Here is a 16,516-nt window from a genome sequence, read left to right as displayed (position 1 = left end):
CCTCCACATGCTCACACCGCAGCGCACCGCTCGGGCCGCGGCCGTCCTCCTGGCCGGGCTGCTTCTGGCTTCGGCTCCCACCGTGACCGCGTCCGCCGCTTCCACCGCCGCGCCGACGGCAGTCGGCCGAGCGGCCATGGCCACTACCTGTGGCCACTACGAGGGCACCGATTCGACCCAGCGCCATGATGACGGCGAGCGCGTCCGCGAAGTGCAGTGCCTCATCAACAGATGGCACGGAAAGGAACCCCTCGCCATCGACGGCCACTACGGCCCGCGCACGGAAAGCTGGGTCGTCCTGTTCCAGGAATCCAAGGGCCTCACGGTGGACGGCCAAGTCGGTCCGCAGACCTGGGGGGCCCTGCGCGGGGCCTGACACCCACACCCACGGCGCAGCCGTTCCAGCCGCCCGCGGCTCCGTACGAGAGGCGTTGTTCCTGCCGTCTCGTGCGGGGCCGGGGGCCAGGGGCGGGCGGACGGCAGGGGCTGCACCGACACCCGGCGGCGCGCCCGCACACGCGCGTGCTGATGGGCGCGCTCCGTGGGACGAAGCCGTCGCGGGTACGGCCTGCGACTGGCCGTCGACCGGGCGCTACAAGCAGCCGACGGCGCCGCGGCAGAGGTCGATCACATCAACGCACACGGGACCAGCACACCGCTCGACGACCGTACCGAAGCGGCCTAGCTGCACCGGATGTTCGGCGCCGATCCCCCGACGGTGACCGCGCCGAAGGGCGTCCTGGGCCACACGATGGGCGCGGCCGGAGCGATCGAAGCCGCCCTGACGGCCCTGACGGTCGAGCACCAACTCGTCCCGCCCACCGCCGACTTCCACCGGTCCGAACCGGGGTGCGGCCGCTTAGCGTCTGGTCTGGCTGACGCGCCAGAGGCGGCGCGGCAGGTCGCCCTCCTCGAAGGCGTGCACCTCGTCCAGCCGCCAGCCTTCGGCGAGCGTCTCGACGAGTTCCCGGTCGAAGAAGTGGACGGCGAACCCGCCGTGCTCGTAGATGCCGTCGCCGTGGGAGATCCCTGTCCGGTAGTGGGCGTCGCCGGTGTGGCGGACGGTGTAGACGAACAGGCCGTTGGGGCGCAGCACGCGGGCGATTTCATCGACCGCCGTCCGGATCTGCTCGGTGGACAGGGCCATGCACAGCAGCATGTGCGCGAAGACCGCGTCGACGGAGCCGTCCGGGAACGGCAGCGGGTCGCGTACGTCGTGCACGGTGGTGGTCACCCGATCGGCGACGCCGGATTGCCGGGCGGCGGCGGTGAGTTGTTCCAGGGCGACGGTGCTGAAGTCGGTGGCGTGCACGGTGAGGCCCTGGTGGGCGAAGTACAGCGTGTCGCGGCCGTGCCCGGCTCCGAGGTCGAGGACGGTGCGCGCGCCGGACGTACGGAAGGCCTCGGCGGCGTGGCGGGCGGGTTCGGACGGCTCGTTGCCGTACATCACCGGGTGCCGGGCGTATGTCGACTGCCAGTGCGCGTGCTGGGCCGCGGCGAGGGAGTCGTCGTCCGGAGGGCGTCGGTCGGCCTGTTCTGCTCCCCCGCTCGTCTCAGGTGCGCCGCCCATCATCCGCAGCATCGCCGGGCCGCCGGTGCGCCAGAAGCGTACGAGCAGCGCGGCGGCCAGCAGCAGGAAGGCGATGTTGAGCCAGGTCGTGTAGTTCCAGGAGATCCCCTCCATGGGGACCTCGGCGTCCGCCTGGTCGGGGATCAGCCCGAGGCCGCCGAAGAGGAACTCCACCGCGTACCCGGCGGCGACCATCGACACGAAGAAGGTGACCAGCAGGAAGACGGCCATCCGGGCGCCGTAGTACTTCCGGTAGATGTTGAGGATCGGCAGGATCAGCAGGTCCGCGTAGATGAAGGCGATGACGCCGCCGAAACTGATGCCGCCTTTCCACAGCACCACGGCCAGCGGCACATTGCCGATCGAGCAGACGAATGTCGCGATCGCCACCAGCGGCCCGACGAGGGGTCCGACCAGCTTCGCGGCGAGCGGATGGTCGGCCAGGAAGAACGTGCGCCAGAAGTCCTCCGGGACCCAGGCCGCGATCGCGCCCGCGATCAGCAGCCCGGCCACCAGGTCCCGCAGGATCGCGGCCCACTCCATGACGAAGATGTGCGAGACCGAGGTGAAGCCCTGGCGCGAGAACAGCCGGCGCCCGAAGCTCCCCTGCGCGGGGACGGACATATCCATCGCCGCATGGCCTTCCATCGCACCGGACAGCCCGCGTCCGGCCTGCTCACGGGCGCGTCGTAGCAGCCCCTCGCGCAGCAGGATCCGGAACAGCACCGCGAGTACGACGATCATGAGAGGGCCGCCGACGAACTCGGCGGCGGTGAACTGCCAGCCCATCAACAGCGCCATGATCACGCCGAGTTCGACGACCAGGTTCGTCGAGGCGATCTCGAAGGCCATCGCCGCGGTGAAGTCCGCTCCTTTGCGGAAGAGCGAGCGGGCGAGCGCCACGGCCGCGTACGAGCAGGACGAGGAGGCGGCGCCGAGGCCGGTGGACAGGGCGAGCGTACGGGGCCGGGCGTCGCCCAGCGTCCGTACGATCGTGGCCCGGTGGACGACCGCCTGCACGACGGCGGACAGCGCGAATCCCAGGATCAGTGCCCAGGTGACTTCCCAGGTCATCGATCCGGCAATGGACAGCGCATGCCCGATCGCGTCCATCGGTCCGCACCCTTCGTCGCCGTCAGCCGTCGTGCGCCACCGTGAGCCGGTGTCAGGACGACTATCCCCCAGGGGCGCGGCCCGGCGACGGCTGTGCGCGGGCCCGGCGGGTCGCCGTCAGGGGCCGGGCTCGGCGGTGGTCGCAGGCGTCGGACCGGCGGATGAGGCCGGCCAGTTCTCCAGCAGGACGTGCAGGGCGTCGAGGCCGCGCTCCCAGGACGCCTGGACGTCGCGGGGGTGGCCGAATCCGCCGATCGCTTCGAGGCCGGCGTAGCCGTGGAAGGTGCTGCGCAGCAGCCGTACCGCGTCGGTCAGGTCCGGCTCGTCGAGCCCGTAGGCGCGCAGCATCGCGTAGGTGTTGTCGATGCTGCGCAGGAGGCCGGGGGACGCGGCCACCACGGCGGGGTCGAGCCGGATCTGGGTGGCCGCGTACCGGCCGGGCCGCTCCAGGGCGAACGCGCGGTAGGCATGGGCGAACGCGACCAGCGCGTCCTTGCCGGCCCGGCCCGCGACCGCCGCGCCGATACGGTCGGCGAGTTCGGTGCCCGCGAGCACGGCGACCCGGGTACGGAGATCGTGCAGGTTCCTGATGTGGGAGTACAGGCTCGCGTCCTTGACTCCGAAGCGCCGGGCCAGCGCGGTCATCGTGACCCGCTCGAATCCGACCTCGTCCGCCAGCTCTGCCGCCGCCGTCACCAGACGCTCAACCGTCAGCCCCGCACGCGCCATGCGCCACCTCCCTCAGCAGACCCGGGATCGGCCTCCCAGGCCCCCACCCGCACATCCTAGGGCCTCTAGGTTTTTCCCTAAAATACTTTGCCTGACATCCGCGGACGCGGCTAGCGTCCACCGATATGAAGTCAGCAACCGAGCAGGACATCCGCGCCTCTTTCATCAACTGCTCCAAGGGAGCGGCCAAGCGCCTCGCGGTACCACGGAACCTTAATGAACTCCCCTGGGACGACCTGGACTTCCTGGGGTGGCGCGATCCGGGGGCACCGGACCGCAGCTATCTCGTCGCCGAGCGCGCGGGCCGTCTCGTCGGCGTCACGCTGCGCTTCCCCGCCAAGCAACGCGGCTTCCTCCACCGCAGCATGTGCTCGCTGTGTCTCACCACGCACCCCGGCAACGGCGTCTCCCTGATGACCGCCCCCAAGACCGGCCAGTCCGGACGGCAGGGCAACTCGGTCGGCGAGTACATCTGCACCGACCTCGCCTGCTCCCTCTACGTACGCGGCAAGAAGACCCCGGAGGTCGGAGGGCGCCTGGAGGAATCCCTCACGCCGGAACAGCAGATCGCGCGCACTCAGGCCAATCTGTTCGCCTTCCTGGACAAGGTCGCCGCCTGATCGGCGGGGGGCCGCCGGGTGCGCCGAGACGGCCCGCCCGTCCGATCACCGGGGTGCACGGGGCTCCGGCGCTCGGGTGCGCGCCCGCGCCTCGGCGGGCGAGGGCACGAACTGGAGCTCCAGGGCGGGCGAGGGCGCGGCCATGCCGGGACCGCCGGCCGTCGCCCAGGCGAGGAGGTCGTCGATGCCGTCGTCACTCAGCACCCAGCCGACCCAGACCGCACGGGCGCCACGTCGACGTCCCTCGCCGGAGGGCTGGACGACCACGAGGTTGGCCTGACCGCACGGGCCCAGGCACTCGCTCGTTCGGATCGCGAGCCGTCCGTCCGACTCCGCCGCGGCGGCGCGGAGCCGGGCGAGCTGCCCTTCGTGGTCGGTGCCGGGGTGCTTGCGCGGGCTGCCACAGCAGCAGCCGCGGCACACCACCAGCATGCAGGGGCGGCCTCGGGCCGCGCCTTTGTCGAGCGCCGCCAACCGCCGTACGGATTCCTCCACTTCGGTCACGCAGGGACTCTGCCCCGGGGGCCGGGCTCCGATCGCCCTCACGTGTCCTCTCCGGCGGGCGCATGAGGCGGCAGGGGGCGCATCGGGGCGTAAGGCATCAAAGAGTCCCGGGCACGGAACCGGCCATGCCGCGGCCGGCGTGCTAACACTCGGCCTGACGCGGGCGGTCCGCCGCTAGGGTGAGGCAGGCAGAATTCAGGGGGCTGAGGGAGGGCTGCTGTGGACGGCGGCACGGTGGGGCTGCGGATCGCGTCGGCGGTGGTGGTGCCGCTCCTCAAGCGCCTGGTACTGCCGCCCGCGAGAGTGCCGGGAGCGGAGTTCGGCGACCGTCCGATCCCGATCCGGCGGCTGCTGTCCTTCGCCAAGGAGCACCGCACGCTCACCGAGGACGATCTGCACAAGCTGGCCCGCGAGCTGGTCCGCCGCGCGGTACGGGCGGCCGGGCCGCACGATCCGCCGGTCGTCGCCGACGAGCACGACGCCGTCGGACAGGCGCTCACCCGCACCCTGCACGCTCTCGGCGACCTCGACATGGACGACGTCCACGCCTTCGCGCTGGGCCCCGAGCGGCTGGCCGCCGAGCTGTCCAGGAGTGCCGGTCCCAACACCCGACGGCTGCTCAGCGACGACGCCGCCCGCTTCCACGACCGTCTCCTGGAGACGGCCTGTGTCCATCTGGTGCGCTTCTTCAGCCAGCAGCCGGGGTTCGCGGCCCGCGCGCAGATCGAGCACAGCCGCGAAATCCGCGAGCAGAGCGAGAAGTTGGACAGGATCCTGCAACGACTTCCGGACATCTCCCTCCAGGACGCGCAGTTCGAGGAGGACTACGCGCGCTATATCGTCGAGTGCCACGGCAGGCTCACGATCTACGGCGTCGACCTGCGCGAACCGGACGGTCAGGACTGGCCGTTGGAGGCCGCGTATCTGAGCCTGGAGGCCATGCCGTACCGCGGCGGGGCGGATCCCCTGCCGGTGGTGAACGGCGAGCCGGGCGCCGACCGGGACACGGAGGCGGAGCGGGCCGCGGGCCCCGCCGACGCGGTGTTCGCCAGCCATGAGCGGGTACTCCTGCGCGGGCTCGCGGGAACCGGCAAGACGACCCTGGTGCAATGGCTGGCGATCACCACGGCGCAGCAGGACCGGGTGCCCGGCGCCCGGTCGCAGCTGCTCGGCCGCGTCCCGTTCGTGCTGCCGCTGCGCACCTTGGCGCGCAAGAACGCCGACCTGCCCATGCCCGAGGACTTCCTGCGCTGGATCGGCTGCCCGCTGGTGGGCACCCAGCCCGAAGGGTGGGCGGCGCGGGTGCTGCAACACGGGCGCGGTGTGCTGCTGATCGACGGGGCCGACGAGATCCCGAAGGACGACCGGGTCCGCGCCCGGGCCTGGCTCAAGAAGCTGCTGGCCGTCTTCCCCGGCAATCTGTGGCTGCTCACCACCCGCCCCTCGGCCCTTGAGCGGGGCTGGCTGGGGCGCGAGGGCTTCCAGGAGTTCGCGCTCACCGCGATGCGGCCGGCCGACATGAAGCAGTTCATCCGGCGCTGGCACACGGCGGCCGGCGCCTCGGAAGAGCTCGGTGAGTCGCTGACGCTGTCCCTGCGCAGCAGCCCCGAGCTGAGCCGGCTCGCGACCAACCCGCTGATGTGCGGGCTGATCTGCGCCCTGCACCGGGAACGCCGCGGCTTTCTGCCGCAGGGCCGGGCCGCCCTCTACGAGGCCGCGCTCTCCATGCTCCTGGAACGCCGTGACCTGGAACGCGAGGTGTACGGCCGCGGCGGCAGGCCGGCGCTGGACGAGAAGGCGGCCACCGAGCCGCTGCAGAAACTCGCGTACTGGCTGATCCGCAACGAGCGGACGCAGCTGGACTGGCCGGACGCGGTGGACGTGGTGCGGCGGCTGCAGCCCTCGGTGCCCCGCCTCGAAGCGGTCGGGTCGCCGGAGGAGGCACTGCAGCACCTCCTGGAGCGCTCCGGTCTGCTGCGCGAACCCGCCACCGGGGCCGTGGACTTCATCCACCGCACCTTCCAGGACTTCCTGGGCGCCAAGGCCGTGCTGGAGGAGCGCGATATGGGCATGCTCGTGAACAACGCACACTTGGACCATTGGGAGGACGTGGTTCAGATGGCCGTCGCACAGGCCCGCCACCAAGAGCGCGCCGACCTGCTGACCCGGCTGCGGGAACGGGGGGACCGCGAGAAGGACGCCGCGGTGCAGGCGAGGCTGCGGCTCCTCGCGCTCGCCTCCCTCGAACAGGCCACCCGGCTGGAGCCGACGGTGCGCGAGGCCATCGAGGACCGGGCCGCGCGGATGGTCCCGCCGCGCAGTCTGCGCGAGGCCAGGTCGCTGGCGCGTACCGGCCCGCTGCTGCTCGGGCTGCTGCCGCGGGCGAAGGACCTGGCGGGCGACGAGGAGTTGGCCACCGTCCACGCGATCTGCCAGATCGGCGGGGACGCCGCGATTCCCAGGCTGCGGGAGTTCCTGCGGACCGGCCAGGCGGCCGTGCGCGCCCAGCTCCTCGACCACTGGGACCGCTTCGACACCGATGTGTACGCCGAGGAAATCGTGCGTCCGCTCCTCGAAGCCGCCCCCGACGAGACCGTCACGGTGCGCTCACGCGCCGAGCTGGACGCGCTGCGCACCATGTCGGGCTACCAACGCGTGGGCCTGCACGGCGACTTCAGCCCCGAGGAGATCCGCACCTCGCTCGATCCGCGCCGGCTGCGGGAGCTGCGGCTGCGCAACATCCTCCAGCTGGAGGATCTCGAACTGCTCTCCGCCTACCCCGAGCTCGAAACGCTCATCCTCCAGGGATGCCGGAACGTGAAGGACCCCACGCCGCTGACCCGGCTGCCGCGCCTGCAGCGACTGGCGCTGCGGGACCTCCCCCAGTTCGAGCCCCTGCTGAAGCTGGCGGACTGCCCGCGGCTCGAAGGGCTCCTCGTGGGCCCGGAGGTGCCCTGGCGCGGCCTGCCCGACCTCCCTCGCGCAGCCGAGCTGCGGCTGCTGTCGCTGCCGCCGGCCGCCGCCCAGCTCGCCGGCATCGTGGACTGCCGGGGGCTGGAGGAGCTGCGTCTGCAGGAAGCCAGCGAGCGTCTGACGCCGGACGAATGGGGTTCGCTCATCGCCCGGTTGCCGAATCTGCGCCGGCTGACCCTCTCCCCGCAGCAGCTGAGCATGCTGCTGTTCGCCCCGAGGACCGAGATTCCGCAGGTCACCCATCTCGCGGTGCCGGCCAGGGCCGGTTCCACGGTGCCGCTGCGGCGAATCGCCCGGCGCCTCCCGGGGCTTGAGGAGATCCATCTGTCGCAGGTCGCGGAGATCGATCTCGCCTCCCTCGCCGGACTGCGCCGGCTGCGCCGGGTTCGGCTCGCCTACCCCGGGGAGATCCGCGGAGCGGACTCGCTGCCCGAGAGCGTCGAACTCGACATCTACCCGCACCCCTGACGGCCGGCCCGCCAGCGTTCCCGCATCGCCGTACAGCCGCCTGCTCCCGACGGTCACAACCGGATGACGCAGTGTCGCATTCTCCTGGCGAGAGGTTTACGGGACGGGTAAGTTTTAGGCCTGTCCGATGGGTCACACGCCCTAGGACTCCAGGGCGTAGTGGGTACGGATGTCAGCGGCTGAGGTCTCGGGGGAACGGTGCCGCCCGCCTCCGAGGTTGTGGCTGCCGGGCGGCGACGGACGACGGAGGCGGGACTCAGCCAGATGCGCATATGGGAAGGGTCACCGCTCTACGGCCGGGACCCGCTGCTGCGCTCGCTCATCCCCAGGCTCACGGGCCTGGGGTACGACGAGCGGTCCCGGGTGCCCCGGGAGCACCAGGGCGACCTGCCCGTGGTGCTGGTGACGGGACACCACGGCATGGGGCGCAGCGCGCTCCTCGAGGAGCTGGCGGCGCGCTACGCGGACCGGCTGCCCCTCGCCCACGTCCGTGCCGTGGCGGCCGAGTCCGGGACGTTTCCGCTCGCCCCGGCCGACGGTGCGGCCGTCGCCTCGACGCTCGTCGAGATCCTGGCGGAGCTGGTGTGCGGACTCGCACCCGAACTCCGCCGGCGCTTTCCGGTGCTGGTGCCGGGCCTGTTCGCGGTCTCGGGCTGGCGCCGGGGCAATGGCGAGCTGCGGGACGCGGCCTGCCTGCGGTTCGCCCGGCTGCTGCTCGCCTGCCGCCTAGAAGACGGGGACGAGAACGCGCTGCGGCACGCCTGGGCGACCGCCGTCGACAGCCGTCTGGAGACCGTCGACGTGGCGCAGGAGGAGCGCGACGCGGTCACTGTCGCCGTGGTGGAGGAGTTCGCCGAGCGGTACCAGCCGGCCGCGGCTCTGCAGTGGTACCGGCGCCGCTTCCCGAAGGCCACGGAGGGCCAGGATCCGCTGGTGGTGCTCGGGGAGTGGTTCCAGCAGGGCGGCGACTACCGGCACGCCGCCGAGCAGCATCTGATGGCCGCGTTCCTGCACGATGTCGCGGCCTCCTACGGCAGGTTGCACCGGTGGAACCGTGAGCCCTGGCCGCTCGTCCTGCTCGATGACGCGCACTGCGCTGCGGGGCAGGACTTCCTCGGTCTGCTCCTCGAGCACCGCGCGATGCCGGTACGCCCCGACCGCGAGCAGCTTGTCGTCGTGGCCACCCGGCTCGGCGACTTACCGCAGGAGGACGCGCCCGCCGCGATCCGCCGCGGTCTGCCCGACCTGGTGAAGTCCGCCGGCTGGGAGCGCCGGGGCCTCGACCCGTCCGCCGGGCTGCTCACCGTTCCGCTCACCCCGCTGAGCAGGGACGACATTCTGCCGATGCTGGTGCCGGACCGGCCCGCCCGGCCGCTCCACCCGTATCTGGCGTCCGCCGTGCACTCCCTGACCGGCGGGCATCCCACGGCGACCACCATGCTGTGCGCGGCGGTGCTGGACGCCACGGGGAAGGGCGGCAGCGTGGGCCCGCGCGATCTTCTCGAACTGTCCGCGCAGGACGGCCGCCCGGTCACCGAGGTGCTCCTTGAGCGGCTGCTGCCGGACCGGCGCCAGCGCGACCGGCTGACGCTGCTCTCGCTCGCCCGTGACAGCACGGCGGCGGAGGCGCTGGCCGGTCATCTGCGCCTCCAGGGCCCCGATCAGCTGCCCGCCAACTCCGCCACCGACTACCTCGAAGAGCAGCAGTGGCAGCAACTCACCCGCCCGGACCGGCCGTTGGTCGGCGACGCGCTGCTCCAGACGCTGCTCGTCCACGAAGCGCGCCGCACCTCGCGGGGCGACGACGACGGCCGCGGCTGGCAGGAGATCCACCGCTTTCTGCGGATGCACCACGCCCAGCGCGGCGAGAGCGGGGAGGCGGACGCGCTGCGGCATACGCTCGCGGCCGGGAACGCCGAGACGGTGGTGGCCACGCTGGCGGAGGAGTTCCAGTCGGAGCAGGACGAACAGGCCGCCGCGCACTGGCTGCGGTGTCTGCAGTACGCCGCCACCGCGCCCACTCCGCCCACGCCGCCCGCGGGCGAGTGGACCGACGTACGGATGCAGGTCGCGCTGGGTGCGCACGACGGGCGGCACGCGGAACTGCACGAGGTCGAGCGCTGTGTGAACCGGCTGCTGCACGCCCTGTGGCATGTGTCCGAGCCGCACGCCGAGCCGGACCCCGACATGTGCAAGGCGGTCGGCGAAGAGCTGGCGTACCTCTCACCGCGGCACCCGTCCTGGCACGCCGTCCTCGGCCAGGCCGCCCGCAGCTGGCCTGCGGCGGCACGGAAGAAGCGCCCCTTCCCCATCCCCGGTGAGTGAGGAAGCATGCTGGTCCGTCTGTTCCGTCGTCATCCCCGCGAGTGGGGCCCGGTCGAGTGGCTGGCCGTCTTCGGACTCGGCGCTCTGACCGCCATCCTGATCATCTTCGTCGTCGGCGTCCTGCGGGGCCCCGGCAGGTGCGGTAACGATCTGCAGGAGATCGGCGGTGACTGCGTCGGTGTCACCGCGGGCGCCTTCGAGGCCGACCCGGGCATCCGGAGTCTCATCGAGGCGGTCGCGGACGAGAACGCCAAGGTACGGCGGGACTGGGAGTCCCCCGGCAACGGTCCCAGGATTCCGTATGTGCGTATCGCGCTCATGATGCCGTTCACCGCGGACGACCACAGCGCGATGACCACGGACATGATCCGCCGTGGACTCGCCGGTTCGCTGGCGGCGCAGCGGCAGGCCAACCGCTTCGGCGGGCCGCACTACCAGCTGCTGCTCGCCCCCGACGGCCGGAACCTCGACGCCTGGCGGCCGGTCGTCGAGCGGCTTGCCGAGCTGGCCGGGGAGACCCGGACTCCGCTGGTCGGCGTGACCGGCATCCCGAGCAGTACGCCGGAGACCCGGCAGACGATCGCCGCGCTCAGCAAGCACCGCATCCCGACCATCGGCCCGGTCATCACCGCGGCCAACATGAACTCCCCGTACTTCTTCAAGACCTCACCGAACAACGACCAGTTCGGCCGCGCTCTCAAGCTCTATCTGGACAAGCGTCCCGAGCAGCACAAGGGGTTCCTGGTCTGGGACAACCGCAAGGAGGACGTCTACTCGCAGAATCTGCGCAGCGTCTTCGAGAAGCACTTCGGCAAGGCCTACGACCTGCCCGGCCACAACTCGAACTTCACCGGCTCGTCCGGCACCGACAAGGGCATCCCGCAGCGGTTCACCGATGCCGTGACGAAGATCTGCAACGAGAAGTCCGACACCGCGTTCTTCGCCGGCCGCGACCAGGACCTGCCCGCCTTCATAGAGCGCCTGGCCCAGGAGGGCGACTGCGGGCGTCCCACGAAACTGCGCATCCTGAAGGTCGGTATCGGTCTGGAACCCACCCTCACCGCGGACGCGCCCACCCGGTGGCTGAACGAGGCGCGGGCCACCATCGTCGACGCGTCGTCCGTCGATCCGGCCTGGTGGAGCGGGCCCAGCAAGCCCGAGAAGGCGCTCGGGCGTTTCCTCGACCGTTTCGAGGAACTGCAGAAGCGCCACAAGCTGGGCACCAAGCCGCTCGACGACGGCTATGCCGTCATGTACCACGACGCCTTCGCGCTGCTCGCCGACGCCGTGGACCGCACCTTCACCGAAGTCAACGAGGGCGGCAAACAGACCCCGGAGGCCGTGCACATCCCCACGAAGGACGACGTCTACAACACCCTCGTCATTCCGACCATCGCCGGTGAGAACTGCAGCTCGTGCCTGGTCGGCGCGGGCGGAACCTACGGTTTCGAGGGTCCGGGAAAGAACGACCAGTGGGCGGTCTGCAAGCCCGTGCCGGTGGTCGAGTACCCGGCGGGCAGCCGTACGGGAAACCAGAGCCCGCTCCCCCTCTACCGGACCTACCGCGATGGCGCCAAGAACACCTGCCCGGTCTTCTGACGGCCTGTCAAGAATGGTGGACGACGGCCACCGCCGGACGGCGGACGAGGTGCCGGGCGTAGGCGTCGGGGGTGAAGAACGCCGGCAGCTCCCCCGACAGGGCGGTGCGTACGAAGATGTCGCGGGCCGCTGCCGTCAGTGCCCGCGGCTGCTCGTGCGCCAGTGCGGTGCTCTCCGCGTCGAGGAGACCGGCCACGCGGTCGCGGTCGATCATCCCGTGCCGTAGCCACTGCCAGACCTGGACGCGGGCGATCTCGGCGGTCGCCGCGTCCTCCATCAGGCCGTCGAGGGCGACCGCTCCGTGGCCGCGCAGCCAGGCGTCGAAGTAGCGCAGTGCGACGGCGATGTTGGCGCGGACTCCCTCTTCGGTGGGCGGGCCGCTGGTGCGGTGCACCGCCAGCAGGTCGGCGGCGGTGACGTGGACATCGTCCCGGGTGCGTTCGAGCTGGTGCGGGCGCTCGCCCAGCACACTGTCGAAGACCTCGCGGCAGAGCGGGACGAGGCCGGGGTGGGCGGCCCAGGAGCCGTCGAAGCCGTCCTCGGCCTCGCGCTCCTTGTCGAGTCGCACCTTGGCCAGCGCCGCCTGGTTGGCCGGTGCGTCGCGGCTGGGCAGGTGGGCGGCCATGCCGCCGATGGCATGGGCTCCCCGCTTGTGGCAGGTGCGGACCAGCAGTTCGCTGTAGGCGCGCATGAAGGGTGCGGTCATGGTGACCTTGGCCCGGTCGGGCAGGACGTAGTCCGGGCGGTGGGCGAAGGTCTTGATCAGGCTGAAGAGGTAGTCCCAGCGGCCCGCGTTGAGTCCCGCGCTGTGCTCGCGCAGTTCGTGGAGGATCTCCTCCATCTCGAACGCGGCGGTGATGGTCTCGATGAGGACCGTGGCGCGGACCGTGCCGCGAGGGATTCCGAGCAGGTCCTGGGCGAGGACGAACACCTCGTTCCACAGCCGGGCTTCGAGGTGGTTCTCCAGCTTGGGGAGGTAGAAGTACGGACCGGAGCCGGCGTCGATCTGCCGTTGGGCGCAGTGGAAGAAGTACAGGCCGAAGTCCACGAGGGAGGCGGGGACCGGGCGGCCGTCGACCAGCAGATGCTTTTCGGTCAGATGCCAGCCCCGGGGGCGTACCACGATCGTCGCGGTCCGGTCGCCCAGCCGGTACTCCTTGCCCCGCGCGGTGGTGAAGTCGATGCGCCGCTCGATCGCGTCCAGCAGGTTCAGCTGGCCGCCGATGATGTTGTCCCAGGTGGGCGAGGTGGCGTCCTCGAAGTCGGCCATCCACACCTGGGCGCCGGAGTTGAGGGCGTTGACGGTCATCCGCCGCTCGGGCGGGCCGGTGATCTCCACACGGCGGTCGAGGAGACCGGGCGCGGGCGGGGCGACCCGCCAGTCCGGGTCGTTGCGGACGGCGGAGGTGGCGGGCACGAAGTCGAGGGGGCCGCCGGCCGCGATGAGTTCCGCGCGGTGCCGGCGCTCGGCTAGCAGTTCCAGACGTCGTCCGGCGAAGGCCGCGTCCAGGCGGCCGATGAAGTCGAGAGCGGCCGGGGTGAGGATCTCGTCGTGACGGTCACCCGGTGCGCCGAGGACCTGGACACGGCTGGTGAGAGCGGTGGTGGACATACGGGCCTCCTCAGCGGAGCGATACGGTGCGGGCCGGACGCGGACGCCGGAGACGGTCGTCCGGCCCGCACCTGGTTACGGGGCGGCGGGCGCTTCTGCCGGCCGCTTCCTAGTGGAACTGCTCCTCTTCGGTGGAGCCGGTCAGCGCGGTGGTCGAGGACGACGGGTTGACGGCGGTGGAGACCAGGTCGAAGTAGCCGGTGCCGACCTCGCGCTGGTGCTTGACCGCGGTGAAGCCGTGCTGCTGGGCGGCGAACTCCTTCTCCTGGAGGTCGACGTAGGCGGTCATGCCCTGGTCGGCGTAGCCGCGTGCCAGGTCGAACATGGCGTGGTTGAGGGAGTGGAATCCGGCCAGCGTGATGAACTGGAAGCGGTATCCCATGGCTCCCAACTCGCGCTGGAACTTGGCGATCTGGTCGTCGTCCAGGGCGGCCCGCCAGTTGAAGGAGGGCGAGCAGTTGTAGGCGAGCATCTGGTCCGGGTACCGCGCGTGGATCGCCTCGGCGAATTCCCTGGCCTGGGCGAGGTCCGGGGTCCCGGTCTCCATCCACAGCAGATCGGCGTACGGGGCGTAGGCCAGGCCGCGGGCGATGACCGGGGCCATGCCGTTCTCGACCCGGTAGAAGCCCTCGGCGGTGCGCTCACCGGTGCAGAAGCGGGCGTCGCGCTCGTCGACGTCACTGGTGAGGAGGTTGGCGGCGAGCGCGTCCGTGCGGGCAACGATGACGGTCGGGACGTCGGCGATGTCGGCGGCGAGGCGGGCGGCGTTGAGGGTGCGGATGTGCTGGGCGGTGGGCACGAGAACCTTGCCGCCGAGGTGGCCGCACTTCTTCTCGGACGCCAACTGGTCCTCGTAGTGGATGCCCGCGGCACCCGCCTCGATCATCGCCTTGGTGAGCTCGAAGGCGTTGAGCGGGCCGCCGAATCCGGCCTCGGCGTCCGCGACGATCGGCGCCAGCCAGTCGGTGCCCTCCTCTGCAGAGCCCGTGCCGCCGCCTTCCGCGGTGGCGATCTGGTCGGCGCGGAGCAGGGCGTTGTTGATCCTGCGGACCACCTGCGGGACGGAGTTGGCGGGGTAGAGGCTCTGGTCGGGGTAGGTGTGCCCGGCCTGGTTGGCGTCCGCGGCCACCTGCCAGCCGGAGAGGTAGATCGCCTGGAGTCCGGCCTTGACCTGCTGCACGGCCTGACCGCCGGTCAGCGCGCCCAGCGCATGGATGTAGTCCTGCTCGTGCAGCTGCCGCCACAGCCGCTCGGCACCGCGCCGGGCCAGGGTGTGCTCCTCCCGGACGCTGCCCGACAGTCGCACCACCTCCTCGGCGCCGTATGTCCGCTCGACGCCCTTCCAGCGCGGGTCCGCCGCCCACCGCTGTGCCAGCTCCTCGGCCGCCGTCGTCCCTGCCTGCGCCATGGCCATCTCCCGAAGTCGCTTGAACTGTTCTGCCTCGTGAACTGCGCGAAGAGCGTGACACCGAGTGCCGCACCTTCTGCACCGCGGCCCGCAGAACCCTGACGAGAGCAAACGTGAGCAATGTTGCCGAGCTGCCGGGGCCCGGCGGGCCGCACTAAGACTCTGACAGTGGCACTGAGTGCCAACAAGCGTGGAAGCGCGCCAACTTCTGCGTATCTTTCGACGCCGTTTTGCCAATCTTGCGAATACCCGTCTTTCGGTCGCTGCGGTCAACCTCACGGCCGCTGCGCCGCCCCGGGCGAGTACGGTGTCGAGAAGATCGTCCGGGACCTGCGCGTCCACCGCTGCTGAAAGGAACCAGGGAGATCATGCGTCTGATCGTGGCCCGCGGGCTGACCGAGGTGGTCCGGTGACCGGGCACGAGAACTCCGTACTGCCGGAGGTATCCGTACTGCCGGAGGAATCCGTGCTGCTGGGCGTCGAGGGCCGCACCGGCCGCGTCACGCTGAACCGTCCCAGGGCGATCAATGCCCTCACCCACGAGATGGTGACCCGGATCTCCGGGGCCCTCGACGCATGGGAACAGGATCCGCGCATCACGGCTGTGGTGATCACGGGGGCCGGTGAGCGCGGCCTGTGTGCCGGTGGCGATATCCGCGCCATCCGTGAGGACGTGCGCACGGGCGGCGGCGACGCCTCGACCGCGTTCTGGCGCGACGAGTACCGGCTCAATGCCCGTATCGCCCGCTGCTCCAAGCCGTATGTGGCCCTCATGGACGGCATCGTGATGGGCGGCGGTGTCGGCGTCTCCGCACACGGCAGCGTCCGTATCGTCACCGAGCGGTCCCGGGTCGCGATGCCCGAGACCGGTATCGGCTTCGTCCCCGATGTGGGCGGTACGTATCTACTGGCCCTGGCTCCCGGGCAGTTGGGCACGCACCTTGCGCTGACCGGGGCGGCGGTCGGCCCGGCGGACGCGCTGCTGTGCGGGCTCGCGGACCACTTCGTTCCGGCGGACCGGCTGCCGGCGCTGCTCAGCGACCTCTCCCGAGCGGACGTTGCGGACGTGCTCCCGTCGTATGTGCGGGACGCACCGCCCGGCGAACTGGGCGCGAACCGGGAGTGGATCGACCACTGTTATGCCGCCGACACGGTCGAGGAGATCGTGGACCGGCTCCTCGACAGCGGTGTCACGGCGGCGAAGGAGACGGCCGGGACGCTCCTCGGCAAGTCGCCCACGGCGCTGAAGGTGACGCTGGCCGCGCTGCGGCGGGCCCGGCGGCTGGGCTCCCTGGAGGCGGTGCTGGCACAGGAGTACCGCGTCTCGTGTGCGGCCCTGCACCACCCGGACTTCGCGGAGGGCGTCCGCGCGCAGGTGATCGACAAGGACCGTGCTCCGCGCTGGACACCGGCCTCCCTCGGCGAGGTGACGGACGACGAGGTGGCCGGTTTCTTCGCCCCGCTCGGCGACCGGGAACTCTCGTGGCCCGTCGGTGACTCTGCCCGGGAGGCGCCCCGGTGAGGCGGGGTGTCGCCGCGGGCGCGAGCGCGGTCTCTCGGTGAACACCCGGCCGTACGGGCCGCTTTGCGGCTAC

The 16,516-nt window shown here is 71.3% G+C and carries 11 protein-coding genes and 2 pseudogenes; 7 read left to right on the top strand and 6 right to left on the bottom strand.

The features are described from left to right. Positions 1-7: 7 nt before the first annotated feature. Both FCH28_RS29885 and FCH28_RS29880 read left to right on the top strand, forming a co-directional pair. A complete protein-coding gene (locus tag FCH28_RS29885) occupies positions 8-376 on the top strand; it encodes a peptidoglycan-binding domain-containing protein (protein ID WP_136743305.1) in 369 nt (122 codons plus the stop codon). Between the two features lie 165 nt (positions 377-541). Further along, positions 542-820: pseudogene (locus FCH28_RS29880) on the top strand (3-oxoacyl-ACP synthase); the annotation flags it as partial. A 39-nt stretch (positions 821-859) separates the two neighbouring features. Here the strand turns inward: FCH28_RS29880 and FCH28_RS38580 are convergent. From FCH28_RS38580 to FCH28_RS29870, 3 genes and pseudogenes are all read right to left on the bottom strand, one after another. Continuing rightward, the gene (locus FCH28_RS38580) at positions 860-1,447 is read right to left on the bottom strand and encodes a class I SAM-dependent methyltransferase (protein ID WP_246103387.1); all 588 of its coding nucleotides are present in this window, start codon (positions 1,445-1,447) and stop codon (positions 860-862) included. Positions 1,448-1,542: 95 nt separating this feature from the next. After that, positions 1,543-2,683: pseudogene (locus FCH28_RS29875) on the bottom strand (permease); the annotation flags it as partial. Between the two features lie 117 nt (positions 2,684-2,800). Further along, positions 2,801-3,412: a TetR/AcrR family transcriptional regulator gene (locus FCH28_RS29870; protein WP_136743304.1), complete on the bottom strand. Its 612-nt coding sequence runs from the start codon at positions 3,410-3,412 to the stop codon at positions 2,801-2,803. Positions 3,413-3,537: 125 nt separating this feature from the next. On the opposite strand from FCH28_RS29870, the gene FCH28_RS29865 reads away from it, so the two are divergent. Then, entirely contained in the window at positions 3,538-4,032 is a 495-nt protein-coding gene (locus tag FCH28_RS29865) for an FBP domain-containing protein (protein WP_136743303.1), read from the top strand. A gap of 45 nt (positions 4,033-4,077) precedes the next feature. Here the strand turns inward: FCH28_RS29865 and FCH28_RS29860 are convergent, their stop codons facing one another. Next, positions 4,078-4,464: a (2Fe-2S) ferredoxin domain-containing protein gene (locus tag FCH28_RS29860; protein WP_136743430.1), complete on the bottom strand. Its 387-nt coding sequence runs from the start codon at positions 4,462-4,464 to the stop codon at positions 4,078-4,080. A 291-nt stretch (positions 4,465-4,755) separates the two neighbouring features. On the opposite strand from FCH28_RS29860, the gene FCH28_RS29855 reads away from it, so the two are divergent. The 3 genes from FCH28_RS29855 to FCH28_RS29845 all read left to right on the top strand — a co-directional run bounded on the left by FCH28_RS29855 (position 4,756) and on the right by FCH28_RS29845 (position 11,901). Further along, positions 4,756-7,977 (top strand): NACHT domain-containing protein, encoded by a 3,222-nt coding sequence (locus FCH28_RS29855; RefSeq protein ID WP_136743302.1) that lies wholly within the window; start codon positions 4,756-4,758, stop codon positions 7,975-7,977. Positions 7,978-8,241: 264 nt separating this feature from the next. Beyond that, a complete protein-coding gene (locus tag FCH28_RS29850) occupies positions 8,242-10,302 on the top strand; it encodes an ATP-binding protein (protein ID WP_136743301.1) in 2,061 nt (686 codons plus the stop codon). A 6-nt stretch (positions 10,303-10,308) separates the two neighbouring features. Next, entirely contained in the window at positions 10,309-11,901 is a 1,593-nt protein-coding gene (locus tag FCH28_RS29845) for an ABC transporter substrate-binding protein (RefSeq protein WP_136743300.1), read from the top strand. A 7-nt stretch (positions 11,902-11,908) separates the two neighbouring features. Here the strand turns inward: FCH28_RS29845 and aceB are convergent, their stop codons facing one another. Further along, positions 11,909-13,513: a malate synthase A gene (aceB, locus tag FCH28_RS29840; protein ID WP_136743299.1), complete on the bottom strand. Its 1,605-nt coding sequence runs from the start codon at positions 13,511-13,513 to the stop codon at positions 11,909-11,911. Positions 13,514-13,622: 109 nt separating this feature from the next. Then, positions 13,623-14,921, bottom strand: a complete 1,299-nt coding sequence (gene aceA / locus FCH28_RS29835; protein WP_136743298.1) for an isocitrate lyase — start codon at positions 14,919-14,921, stop codon at positions 13,623-13,625. A gap of 451 nt (positions 14,922-15,372) precedes the next feature. Here aceA and FCH28_RS29830 point away from each other — a divergent pair, with 451 nt between their 5' ends. After that, positions 15,373-16,443, top strand: coding sequence for an enoyl-CoA hydratase/isomerase family protein (locus FCH28_RS29830; RefSeq protein WP_136743429.1), 1,071 nt, complete (start codon positions 15,373-15,375; stop codon positions 16,441-16,443). Positions 16,444-16,516: the final 73 nt, after the last annotated feature.

It is taken from the genome of Streptomyces piniterrae (assembly GCF_005048155.1).
Taxonomy (GTDB): Bacteria; Actinomycetota; Actinomycetes; order Streptomycetales; family Streptomycetaceae; genus Streptomyces; species Streptomyces piniterrae.
Note: the sequence above shows the minus strand (reverse complement) of the source record. Positions and strands in the feature narration are given on the sequence as shown.